This is a genomic window from Lysinibacillus sp. NPDC097195, assembly GCF_044762075.1.
Classification (GTDB): domain Bacteria; phylum Bacillota; class Bacilli; order Bacillales_A; family Planococcaceae; genus Lysinibacillus.
The window spans coordinates 102,709-115,791 of sequence record NZ_JBIWDP010000007.1 but is presented as its reverse complement, the minus strand read 5'-3'; the positions used below and the strand labels follow the sequence as shown (position 1 = coordinate 115,791).

7 protein-coding genes are annotated in these 13,083 nt (G+C 39.3%); 3 read left to right on the top strand and 4 right to left on the bottom strand.

Going from position 1 to position 13,083, the window contains the following annotated elements; translation table 11 throughout:
- Window positions 1-748: 748 nt before the first annotated feature.
- The 4 genes from ACIQXI_RS20525 to hutH all read right to left on the bottom strand — a co-directional run bounded on the left by ACIQXI_RS20525 (window position 749) and on the right by hutH (window position 7,231).
- Window positions 749-2,602: an SLC13 family permease gene (locus ACIQXI_RS20525; RefSeq protein WP_402928182.1), complete on the bottom strand. Its 1,854-nt coding sequence runs from the start codon at window positions 2,600-2,602 to the stop codon at window positions 749-751.
- A 159-nt stretch (window positions 2,603-2,761) separates the two neighbouring features.
- Complete coding sequence (gene hutI / locus ACIQXI_RS20520; protein ID WP_402928180.1) at window positions 2,762-4,030, bottom strand: imidazolonepropionase; 1,269 nt, start codon at window positions 4,028-4,030, stop codon at window positions 2,762-2,764.
- Window positions 4,027-5,700: a urocanate hydratase gene (hutU, locus tag ACIQXI_RS20515; RefSeq protein WP_402928185.1), complete on the bottom strand. Its 1,674-nt coding sequence runs from the start codon at window positions 5,698-5,700 to the stop codon at window positions 4,027-4,029. Before hutU ends, hutI begins: the two co-directional genes overlap by 4 nt.
- Window positions 5,701-5,716: 16 nt before the next feature.
- Entirely contained in the window at window positions 5,717-7,231 is a 1,515-nt protein-coding gene (gene hutH / locus ACIQXI_RS20510) for a histidine ammonia-lyase (protein WP_402928178.1), read from the bottom strand.
- A gap of 205 nt (window positions 7,232-7,436) precedes the next feature.
- Between hutH and ACIQXI_RS20505 the strand changes: the two genes are divergently transcribed.
- The 3 genes from ACIQXI_RS20505 (at window position 7,437) to ACIQXI_RS20495 (ending at window position 12,948) form a co-directional block, all read left to right on the top strand.
- The gene (locus ACIQXI_RS20505) at window positions 7,437-8,897 is read left to right on the top strand and encodes a helix-turn-helix domain-containing protein (protein ID WP_402928176.1); all 1,461 of its coding nucleotides are present in this window, start codon (window positions 7,437-7,439) and stop codon (window positions 8,895-8,897) included.
- A 333-nt stretch (window positions 8,898-9,230) separates the two neighbouring features.
- On the top strand, window positions 9,231-10,751 hold the full coding sequence (locus tag ACIQXI_RS20500; RefSeq protein WP_402928175.1) for a catalase: 1,521 nt from the start codon (window positions 9,231-9,233) through the stop codon (window positions 10,749-10,751).
- Between the two features lie 511 nt (window positions 10,752-11,262).
- The gene (locus ACIQXI_RS20495; protein WP_402928173.1) at window positions 11,263-12,948 is read left to right on the top strand and encodes a methyl-accepting chemotaxis protein; all 1,686 of its coding nucleotides are present in this window, start codon (window positions 11,263-11,265) and stop codon (window positions 12,946-12,948) included.
- Window positions 12,949-13,083 lie beyond the last annotated feature (135 nt).

Here is a 13,083-nt window from a genome sequence, read left to right as displayed (position 1 = left end):
GTCCTGAGCCAGGATCAAACTCTCCATAAAAGAAATTTGATTAGCTCAAATTGTTTTGCTGGCATCAATTTTGATGTCCAAAATTTTTGTTTCATCACTAACCGAAGTTAGCTCAGAAACTATATTGATTACGTTTTGCTTGTTCAGTTTTCAAGGTTCATTTCGTCACCTTTTTGTTTTCAGCGACTTTTATATAATAACATTTTCATTTTTCGTTGTCAAGAACTTTTTTTAAAGTTTTTTCTTCTTTTTTAAAGCGACAACTTTTATATCTTATCACTTCAAGGTGTTGATGTCAACACTTTTTTTGTGATGTTATTATTATAATTTAGTACTTCATGTTGCATCGTCTTAGCGACAAGTAATAATTTATCATGTTTCTACAGACTACGCAAGTGTTTTTCTATAAAAAATATCATTTTATAATAATAAATTTGCTAGCAAGCTATAAAAATATGATTGTTTTAGACTACTAACACGAAAAACTTCCTATATATATGTCTGTGTGATTTTGCTATTTAGCAATTTTATTTCATGTTGAATAAAATTGCGTCTACCAGATAATTTCACGTATACATTCTCCATACAGTCGATAATAGATTCTTACAAAATAACAACTCTCTATATTTTCTCACTTACTATTCACGGTTTCCCTCGTCTATAATCATTTACTAGTACCTTTCCGCTGTAGCTTAACCCCATAGCGGAAAGGTACTATCTTTTAAAGCTTTATGGACATAAAACGTTTTTAAAACGGAAAGAAAAATGGAACTGCTATCATCATCACAATAAACATAACAATTTGTAGCGGTACACCAATTTTTACAAAATCCATAAATTTATAGCCACCTGCTGTCATTACTAATGCATTCGTTGGTGAGGCAATCGGTGTGGCAAACGCCATACTTGCTGCTACAGCTACTCCAATCATAAAGGTTGTAGGATTTGCATCCATAGCAATTGCCGCATTCATAGCAATAGGCGCAAACAGTACAGCAGTTGCCGTATTACTAATAAATTGGCCAAAAATGACGGTTAACACATATATCCCTATCAACACTCCATAAGGGCCATAGCTACCGAGCACATCAATAATGCCATTCGATAAAATAACCATGCCACCTGTTTTCTCTAACGCTGTTGCCATCGGGAGCATCGCTGCCACGAGTACAATACTTTCAAAATTCATATTGTTATAGGCATCTTCCATATTCCGCAAACAACCAGTCAAGAGCATCAATACAGCTCCTATCATTACTGAAATAACAGCCGGGAATACCTCAAAAGCCATTAATCCAATCATCAACAACATGATCGCACCAGCAATACCAGCCTTTCCTGTTGCTGCAGCAACACTGGCATGCTCCTTTGGCTGACCAACCACCACAACATCCTGCGTCTCTTTGGCAAGCACTAATATTTCATCCCAAGCCCCTTGTACTAAAATAGCATCTCCAAATTTCAGCTTATGTGTGACCATATCCTTTAATTTATAGCTACCTCTATAGTTAATACCAATAATATTAAGATTGTACTTTTCACGGAATCCAAGTGAGCTTACTGTTTCATTAATAAAACTAGAATTTGGTGTCAATAGAACTTCCGCAATGCCGAGATGCTTTGTTACTAATTCATCCGCCTCATTCTCTGTCAATTCCTGCATTACTAAGCCATAATCCGCTGCCAAGCAAGCAATATTCTCTTCCTCTCCTTGTACATAAAGTTCATCCAAAGCGTGAATGACACTGGTTGGCCCCGCCATTTCTTGATATGTCATAGGCAGTAAGTTAATACCGTCCTGTGATTTACGCTGAATTTTCATCATACAGAGGGCGTATTTCGCAGGGAGCTTTAATTCAGCTAGTGATGTGCCAATAATCGATGAATCTTCCGGCACGAACATTTTAAAGAGTCGATTGTTTAAGTCATATTGCTTAACAATTTTTTTGGGTGACAGTTTATACCCAGTCGAGGTTTGGGTTTTATTTTTATCATGTGGCAGCAATATATTGCGCACAAGCACCAAATATAAAATACCGGCAATCATGCCAACGATACCAATAGGTGTCACCTCAAAAAAGCCCAGTTTCGGATAGCCACGCTCAACCAACAACTGACTAACAATTAAGTTTGGTGGTGAAGCAATTAATGTCATTAATCCCGATAAGCTTGCGACATAAGAAAGAGGTAATAAAAACTTTGAAGGGCTTTCCTTCATATTAATTGCAATACTAACAACAATCGGCATCATCAAGGCAACTGTTCCAGTATTACTCATAAAAGCACCGACAGAGCCAACAATAATGAGCAATAATACAAATAACTTCAGTTCACTATTCCCCGACCATTTTAATAAGAGTTGCCCAGCCATTGCCGCTAAACCCGTACGCAAAATACCGGCACCTACAACAAAAAGTCCAGCAATCATGAGCACAACCGAGTTAGAAAAGCCAGCTAAAGCTTCCGCAGGCGTTAAAATATCCGTAATAACAAATGCGAGGAGTGACACAATGGCAACAAAATCCGCACGCACTCGATTTGTCATAAATGCAAAAATCGTCATTCCTAAAATAAGAAATGTTAATGTCAGTTGCACGTTCAACATTCCTTTCTAACTATAATCACAACTATATTCTATACGAAAAAAAGCATAAATAACGGATTTCTCCCTATTTATGCTTAATCTGTAATATTTAATTTGTCAATATTCCGCAATGGCAAACACATTAAGGTAATTGAACAGCAGAATCCACCTTGATAGTTACAAAAGAATACTATCCCGAACTACTACGCGACCATTTTTAATAACTGTATGCGTATGGTTCATGCCGTAAAAATATTGTAATTGCTTATAATTCGCAACATCTAAAAGAATAATGTCCGCTTTTTTACCCGCTTCAAGCGAACCAATTTCATGACCTCTGTTAAGTGCATATGCTGCATTAATCGTCGTAGCTGTTAATACTTCTTCCAATGTCAAACCCATATGCATACAAGCTAAATTCATAATAAACGGTAAACTCATTGTTGGCGACGAACCTGGATTAAAGTCTGTTGAGATTGCAACGGGTACACCTTCATCAATCATTAAACGCCCTCTCGCAAAAGGCGCACGCAAGAAGAAGGCTGTGCCAGGTAACAACACCGCAATCGTCCCAGCTTTAGCCATATTTTGAATACCTTCATCCGAGGCTACTAACAAGTGTTCTGCGGAAATAGCCCCTACTTCAGCAGCTAATTCCGCTCCCTTATAAGGCTCTATTTCATCAGCATGAATTTTTGGCGTTAGCCCAAGTGCTTTGCCCGCCTCTAAAATACGTCTAGATTGCGCTGGAGTGAATACGCCTTTTTCACAAAACACATCATTAAATTCCGCAAGCTTAAGTTCCGCAACATTGGGCAGCATCTCACGAATGACAACATCGACAAATTCATCTTCACGCCCTTTATAATCACGCGGTACTGCATGCGCGCCCATAAAAGTACTAATGACGTCTACAGCATGTGTGTCTTGTAGCTTTTTGGCTACCTCTAGTTGTTTCTTTTCTGTTTCCCAATCTAGACCATAGCCTGATTTTGCTTCAACAGTCGTCACGCCATGCTTTAAAAAAACATTTAAATGCTGCATCGTTTTTTCATATAACGCATCAAAACTCGTTTCTCGCGTTCGCTCTGTTGTAGCATGAATACCGCCACCTGCATTCATAATCTCCATATAAGTGGAACCGTTCAGTCGCATATTAAATTCTTGCTCGCGCGTTCCACCGTGCACTAAATGTGTATGACAGTCCACTAGCCCAGGCATTACAATCTTACCTGAGGCATCAATGACTTTTGCTACATCAACTAAGCTAGGGAACTCTTGCGCTAATTGCTCATACGTTCCAACAGCAACTATACGTTCTCCTTCTATTAACACACTGCCTTGTTCTATTACTGCAATGTCACGCATCTGTTCCTTTATCCGAGGCCCTGGCACTGCATTTTTCAACGTAATCACTTCATTGGCATTTTTAATTAAAATGGTCACTTCGCATCATCCTTCAACATTGGCATATGGACACCCTTGTTCTTGGCAGTATTAATTGCAATTTCATAGCCTGCATCAGCATGGCGCACAATGCCCATCCCTGGGTCTGAAATTAAAACGCGCGCAATCTTCTCGGCAGCTAGCGCTGTACCATCCGCTACTAACACTTGACCAGCATGCTGAGAAAAGCCCATCCCTACACCGCCGCCATGGTGAACACTTACCCAGCTAGCACCACCGGCCGTATTGATCAGTGCATTTAAAATCGGCCAATCTGATACAGCATCTGAACCATCTAACATTCCTTCTGTTTCCCGATTCGGCGATGCAACCGAGCCAGAGTCTAAATGATCTCGACCAAAGACGATTGGTGCCGATAACTCTCCATTTGCTACCATTTCATTGACCTTTAGTGCAAAGCGATGACGATCGCCATAGCCTAACCAACAAATACGTGCAGGTAGCCCTTGCCATTTCACCATTTTTTGCGCCATATCAATCCAATTGACAAGTCCTTCATCCTCTGCAAACATCTCTTTCGCTAATGCATCTGTTTTATAAATATCTTCTGGGTTCCCAGAAAGCGCAGCCCAACGGAATGGCCCTTTGCCCTCACAGAACAATGGACGGATATAGGCTGGGACAAAGCCCGGGAAGTCGAAAGCATTTGTCACACCCATCTCTTTCGCATATGCCCGAATGTTATTACCGTAATCAAACACTTCGGCACCTGCCTGTTGAAATTCCAGCATCGTACGAACATGCTCTGCCATCGTTTCTTTTGCCTTTTGCTCATATGTTTTCACATCATTTTTGCGTAATTCTAGTGCCTCTTCAAATGTCATTCCGTTCGGCACATAGCCATTAATCGGGTCATGCGCCGATGTTTGATCTGTTACGAAATCTGGAATGATGCCCCGATTCAGCAACTCTCGATTAATATCCGCACAGTTACCAACAAGACCGATAGACGCAGGCTCACGTTGATCACGTAGTTGATTAACTAAAGCAATTGCTTCATCCACTGTCTCAACAAGATAATCACAGTAACCCTCTTTTATTTTGCGTTCAATGCGGGCGCGTTCCACCTCAACGACTAAAATAACTGCGCCTGCCATTTTGCCAGCTAAAGGTTGTGCACCACTCATGCCACCCATACCACCAGTAAGAATAAATTTTCCGCGCAAATCAGCACTACCGAACACTTTCTTACCAGCCTCAACAAACGATAAATACGTCCCTTGTAAAATGCCTTGTGCACCAATATAAATCCAACTACCCGCCGTCATCTGACCGTACATCATTAAATCGCGGTCCTCTAGCTCATAGAAATGCTCCCAATTCGACCATGCAGGTACTAAATTTGAGTTAGCAATTAAAATACGCGGTGCATGCTCATGTGTACGGAAGACTGCTACAGGCTTTCCTGATTGAATAAGAAGTGTTTCATCATTCTCTAACTGTTTTAACGAAGCTATAATCTGCTCGTAGCTTTGCCAATTCCGCGCTGCTTTCCCTATTCCCCCATAAACAATTAACTCATCAGGATTTTCCGCTACTTCAGGGTCTAAATTATTCATTAACATGCGCATTGCTGCTTCCTGTGTCCATCCTTTACAAGAAAGTGCAGTTCCTCTCGGTGCACGAATTGTTGTTGGTGTTTTCATAATGCCATCCCCTTTGCGTTTATTTCGTTAACTCTACTAAATCATCACTTGCCAATAAGTACTTCGCTAACGCTTCAATTTCATCCCCTATAGGTTGATCTGCTAATAAAGGCGGGCAAAACTCACGCACTTTTTCTAAATACTTTTTTGTTGTTGGCGATAATTGCGCTTCTGCCTTGTCTAAGTGAATCGCTTGTGAAGCACAAATCATTTCTATCGCAATCACCCGTGCGGCATTGTGAACAATTTGTCGTACTTGTCGAGCAGATGTTGTTCCCATACTGACATGGTCTTCTTGATTCCCCGATGTTGGAATAGAATCGACACTCGAAGGATGTGCTAGTACTTTATTTTCAGAAACAATTGAGGCCGCCGTATATTGTGCAATCATTAGGCCACATTCAATGCCAGGATTTGTCGCTAAAAATGGTGGTAAACCGTCATTAAGTTGCGGATTAACCATGCGCTCCGTGCGTCGTTCCGAAATATTTGCCCATTCACTTACCCCAACTTTTAAAAAGTCCATCGCTAATGCAATTGGCTGGCCATGGAAATGCCCGCCGGATACAACTTCTCCATTTTCTAAAACAATTGGATTGTCTGTTGTCGCATTCATTTCAACTTGTACACGTTGCTCGGCATAGAAAAATGACTGCCATGATGCGCCATGAACTTGTGGAATACAGCGCAATGAATATGCATCCTGCATGCGGACTTCTCCTTGCTTTGTGACGCGCTTACTGCCGTCAAGCCACTTCCGAATACGGCCACCTACAAGCTCTAATTCTGGATGTGGTCGTACAGCTAGTAAGGCTGCATCAAATGCATTGGTAATACCCTTTAAGGCTTCTAACGACAGACTCGCTGCCATATCTGCGGCAAGCCCAATACGCTCTGCCTCATTCAATGTTAAAGCACCAATTCCCGTCATTGCTTGTGTACCATTTACAAGTGCTAAACCTTCCTTCGCTTGTAGTCTTACAGGTGTTAAGCCCGCTTTTTGCAACGCGACATTCCCCGCCATAAGCTCCCCGTTGAACTCAGCTTTCCCTTCACCTACTAGCACTAATGCTAAATGTGATAATGGCGCTAAATCGCCGCTGGCACCAACTGAACCTTGCGACGGTACGATCGGATGGACACCTTTATTAATGCATTCTAGTAATAATTGCAACGTTTCTTGCCGAATGCCTGAAAAGCCACGCGCTAAAGCGTTAGCACGTAAAATCATCATCGCCCGCACAACATCCGTCGGGAACGGCTCGCCAACACCCGTTGCATCTGAGCGCAGTAAATTTAACTGTAATAACTCAATATCCGATTCTTCAATTTGTATGTGACTGAGCTTGCCAAACCCTGTATTAACACCATAGATTACTTGCCCCTCAGCTAAGCGTTTTTCAATTCGTTCTCTACTCAATTGAACACGTTCCGTACTTTCAGCAGATAGTGCAACCGTTGCCTGACCTCTCACGATTTGTTCAATTTGTTGTCTCGTTAACGTATTGCCATCAAGTTCAATGATTTTTTGCATACGATATCCCCCTATTCCTAACAGCTTATGTAAAGTACAGTGTGAAAAAATAGAATTTCTCTATATCCATTGTACAAACTACCTTTTTCAGAAAATATAGAATTTTAAAAGAGAAAACAGGAATTATTTCAGTTTTTTATGTTATTTTTAATAATATAATCGTATTTTTCTACGAAACTAGAATATTTTCAGAAAGGCTGATTGCATGCGACTACTCTTAATAGATCGAGATCACACTGAACTTTCAGGTATTCGCTGGTTTTTACATACGTACTTCCCAGGAGATTTATCCATTGAGATGTGTACCACTATTTCCGAAGCTGCTCAGAGCATCCAACGCTTTACACCAGAAGTCATTTTATTAAATATTGATTTACTGCCTAGTAATCGCTTAACAGCTCTGTACGGACTTTTACAAAAGTATGCAGGTAAAATACTGGCGATTACGACAGAGCCATTATTTAAAAATGCATTAAAGGCAATTGATTTACAGGTGGCACATCTCTTTGTAAAACCCATTGATTTAGAAGTGTTGAAGCAAAAGCTCTCAACTATTTCACTGCACACACCTGCACTACAAAAAGCTAGCAATGAGGCAAAAGACGAATCTTTTTACTATCAATTATTTTTAGAAAGCACAACCAATTCAGCGGCTGAAATCCAATTTACGATGTTTGAACCGGAGCATGCTGAGTCATTAAATAAACTGTACATATGGCTCCAACAAACACCTATTTTTTATCAAACGAGCATTTATCCATTAGCAGATACAATCATCTGCTTATTTCAAACAAGCGATTTAAAAATTATTGAAAAAGATATTCGTACATTATTAAAAGAATGGCAAATAACAAATAGTGGTGGGTTGAATATCAGTATTTATGATGGCCCCCCTACGACCTTAAAAGAAATGTTTGCTATTACAAAGCGTGCTCTTCTTCAAAGTTTCTATGAAGGCTTTGGTCATATTTTTTATGCGACTAAACAATATCAAACACAGTCTCTAGACCCTTTACTCACACCAGAAGAGCAGCAACTACTTATTAAAAGCTTAGAGGAAGGTAATGTTGAGGCAGTTAAAGCGTTCTTATATCGCTTATCAAATGGAGGTATTTATTACGAGCAAGATGATTTACGTATACATCTAACAAGTGTCTTGGCGCAAATCCGTCGCTTTATGCTGAAATATAAACTGCATGAGAAAGCGGCTATTGAACAGAACTACCGACAGCTTTTTCATTTAATTATTGAGCACCCGATACTCTATACCATTCTCAATGGCATTATTTTATTCACCCAAAGACTTATTGACTTGGCTCGCGAGGCGCGCATTGAGAAAAAAGCAGACTATGTTGAATTAGCGTTAGAAATAATCGATCATCACTATCACAACAGTGAGTTATCCTTACCCTTTATCGCCCATAAATTAGGAATTAGCCCGAATTATTTAAGTACGATATTTTCCAAGAAGCAAGGACAGCCATTAAAACGTTATTTACAACAGGTTCGCATTCAAAGTTCAAGCAAAATGTTAATCGAAACAGATTTTGCTGTTAGTGAAATCGCATTGTTGAATGGCTTTGAGGACCCTAATTATTTTAGTAAATTATTTAAACGCCTAATAGGAACAACACCCAATCGATATCGCAAGGGTTGGAAAATATAAGGAGATATTGTAAAAAAGTGATTTTCAATTAGACCATATCATTTTCAATATGAAGATAAAATTTAGCGAAGTATCCCTACTACACGAAGTTAATACCTATATAATAGTAAATCACTATTTTCTTTAAAAAGGAGCGTTAACACTACAAATACAGTGAAAATATTTTAAAAAACTATGTCTATTTGTTGAAAACCTTGCATATATTATACTTTATATCTTGCTAGATAAATTCTTTAACGATAATTATTATAATGTACTAGAAATTCTATTTTATTTTTGTTATAGTTATAGCGAGGAGTTTGACTCACAATATTTTTCAGGAGGTAAACTAATATGACAAACGCAAATGATCGTAGCCGTCGTTTTACAACAGCAGGTGGTGCTCCAGTAGTAAGCAACCACGACTCTATGTCAGCAGGTCCTCGTGGTCCACTTTTACTTCAAGATGTATGGTTAGTTGAAAAATTAGCAAACTTCAACCGTGAAGTTATTCCAGAGCGTCGTATGCACGCAAAAGGTTCAGGCGCATTCGGCACATTCACTGTAACGCATGATATTTCTCAATATACGAAAGCAAAAATCTTCTCTGAAATCGGTAAACAAACACCAATGTTCGCTCGTTTCTCAACTGTAGCCGGAGAACGCGGTGCTGCAGATGCTGAGCGCGATATTCGAGGTTTTGCACTGAAATTCTATACAGAAGAAGGTAACTGGGACTTAGTTGGTAACAACACGCCTGTATTCTTCTTCCGTGATCCGTTACACTTTACAGATTTAAACCATGTCGTAAAGCGTGATCCACGTACAAATATGAAAAACGCAAATTCTAACTGGGATTTCTGGACACTATTACCGGAAGCGTTACACCAAATCACAATTGTTATGTCTGACCGTGGTATTCCAACTGGTTATCGTAATATGCATGGTTTCGGTTCACATACGTACAGCTTTATCAATGCTCAAAATGAGCGCGTATGGGTGAAATTCCACTTCCGCACAGAGCAAGGTATTAAAAACTTAACTGGTGAAGAAGCAGCTGAAATTATTGGTAAGGACCGTGAATCTTCACAACGTGACTTGTACGAAGCTATCGAAAGAGGCGATTTCCCGAAATGGAAAATGTACATTCAAGTTATGACAGAAGAACAAGCGCGTGAACTACCTTATAACCCATTCGATTTAACAAAAGTTTGGTATAAAAAAGATTTCCCACTCATTCCAGTTGGCGAATTCGAGTTAAATAAAAACCCTGATAACTACTTTGCAGAAGTTGAACAATCATCGTTTGCACCATCTAACATTGTGCCTGGTATCAGCTACTCTCCAGACAAAATGTTACAAGCTCGTATTTTTGCATACGCAGATGCAGCTCGCTATCGCTTAGGCGTAAACCACCACATGCTGCCTGTTAACGCACCAAAATGCCCATTCCGTTCATTCCACCGCGATGGCGCTATGCGTTTCGATGGTAACCTTGGTTCTACATTAAGCTATGAACCAAACAGCTATGGTGAATGGGAGCACAATTTAGACTATAAAGAGCCGCCATTACGTATTGATGGTCATGCTGATATTCACGACTTCCGTGAAGATGACAATAACTACTTCGAGCAACCAGGTAAGTTATTCCGTCTATTATCAGCAGAAGAGCAACAACGCTTATTTGAAAATACAGCAAATGATATGGCAACTGTTGAGGAATTCATCAAACGTCGTCACATCTTACACTGCTACCTAGCTGATCCTGCATATGGTGAAGGTGTAGCGAAAGCAATGGGTCTTTCATTAGAAGGAATGGATCTTTCTAACCCATATGTAAAGAAACAAGAAGTAAAACAAGTAGCAAACATTTAATATTCCACTTTATTGATATCCAATCATACTTGTCATTATTGGTAAGTAGACAAAAGGTAGCGAGAATTCATTTCTCGATGCCTTTTGTCATTTTTACTATGTTTTTTGCTAGTCCCACTAAAGTTATCCGAATAGCCTTTATAACAAGCAGCTACATTGGAAGACCATCATCCATTTTAATCTCCCTTTATCTAAAGCTTTGTCAATGGTCTCTAAAAACCAAACTATCCATTTCATTTCCTGCTCAGTTGATTGGAGCTAAGTTCTACCCCTCTTACTAAGAAGGCATCTCTCCCATCCACTGATACGGTAATTTACAGTGGAATCCAACGCTCTTTCTTACCTATAGTTTATTGATTCCTTAACTATAAAGTTCCCCATGTAATATAGGTGTTGTTAATAACATTTATCTTGAGTCATTCCACATATTTTGTTTGCGTTCATAAATATCGAATTTGAAAGTTGTATTGCTAGTGACAACTACGACAAAATCTAGAATGGAGGAAAATAAATGTCGATTCGAAACAAGCTTTATATGAGCTTTGGAACAATGATTCTTTTATTACTAATTATCTCCTCAATAGCCTACTATCAACTCAATCATATTGATAAATTGAATCATGACTTATTTGACAACCGTGTTTATAAACTTCTGCAAATCGATAAAATCCTTAGTGCCTCTGCCTTACAAGGAAGCTATCTTCGTTCATATATTCTTGAACCAAATGAGGCTACATATAAAAAGCTCGAGGAACAAGAAAACATTATTCAAACGAAGGTGGCTGAGCTAGACAGCCTATTCACTAGTGAAAATACACAAAGGCAAATGGAAATTATAAAAACAAAGCAAGCTCTCTTCGAAAAGGCAGCATTAGAGATTATCAATACATATGATTCTAATAATTTACAATCTGCTATCGATATTCTTAGAACAACTGCACGTCCTGCAAGTGAAGCAATTCAACAAGCAGTTCATGAAATTGCAGTTTATGAGGAGGAACAAATACAATTAGCCCGTGCCAAATCATCACAAGTAGAGGATATTAGTTCGTTTATTATATTAGTTCTCGCCGCCATCTCTACCTTTCTCTCCTTTATTATTGTGTTTCTGATGACCCGGGCTATTACAATTCCAGTCAATAAACTAGCTACTGCAGCAAATATCATTGCTACCGGAGATTTACGCCAAGAAGATGTGACAGTAAAAACAAAAGATGAAATTGGAACATTAGCTGATTCATTTAATACAATGAAAACGAACTTGCACACCCTTATTGATAATGTTGTAACAAATGTAAAGCACACAACCTCGAGCTCCGAAGAACTAGCAGCAAGCACAGACGAAGTTTCACAAGCTTCTAAAGATATTGCCAAACGTATTGAAATTATGGAGAAGGACGGTAACCAAGCCGTAGTTACTGGACAGGAAACAGCTATGGCCATGGATGAAACAGCACGTGGTGTTCAACGTATTGCAGAAGCCACACAAACACTTCACGTCAAAGCTCTTGATACACAAAACGTTGCCAATGAAGGAGATAAGATGTTGCAGACAACTGAAAATCAAATGATGATTATTCAGCAATCCTCACATGACACAAACCGACTCATTCAACAGTTAAGTGCACAATCGACAGAAATTGAAAATATTACGAAGACCATTACCGATATTACTGATCAAACTAACTTACTTGCGCTTAATGCAACCATTGAAGCAGTCCGAGCTGGCGAACATGGACAAGGCTTTACTGTCGTTGCAGATGAAGTACGTAAATTAGCGGAGGAATCCAAAATATCAGCTAACCAAATCATTCATTTAATTACTCAAATTCAGCAAAATACAGTGGAAGTTGAAAAAGCAGTGAGCATTACAGTGCATAATATTGATGAAGGTGTTGCTTACATTCAAAAAGCACAGACTGCCTTTCATAATATTTTGAGCGCGATCGGGTCGATGGCATCTGACATTGAAGACGTTTCCGCTTCTACACAACAAATTTCTGCTAGTACTGAGGAGGTAGCCGCTTCAGTCAATGAAATGTCCTCTGTGGCGAAAAATGTGGCGGAGCAATCTAAATCGATGGCTAAATCTTTAAAAGAACAAGCAGCAACCATTCAAGAAACCCATTCGGTAGCAAAATCATTAAGTGATGGCGCAACGACTTTGCAAGAAGAAATAAGCAAGTTTAAAGTCTAAAAAGATGGAGTTAAAACATGAAATGCGTGCGAATGTGGTGGTATATTTTCACCTACATAAAGTGAAGAGAACCGAGTTGTTGGTAGGCAGGAATTGCTACGGGAACGCACTATGCTGAGAGAAAGCTTACGCCGT

Bases quoted from the DNA above. Each gene is read 5' to 3' on its own strand.
- ACIQXI_RS20495 (WP_402928173.1), top strand. From the start codon at position 11,263: ATGTCGATTCGAAACAAGCTTTATATGAGCTTTGGAACAATGATTCTT.
- ACIQXI_RS20505 (WP_402928176.1), top strand. From the start codon at position 7,437: ATGCGACTACTCTTAATAGATCGAGATCACACTGAACTTTCAGGTATT.
- ACIQXI_RS20500 (WP_402928175.1), top strand. From the start codon at position 9,231: ATGACAAACGCAAATGATCGTAGCCGTCGTTTTACAACAGCAGGTGGT.
- hutH (WP_402928178.1), bottom strand. From the start codon at position 7,231: ATGCAAAAAATCATTGAACTTGATGGCAATACGTTAACGAGACAACAA.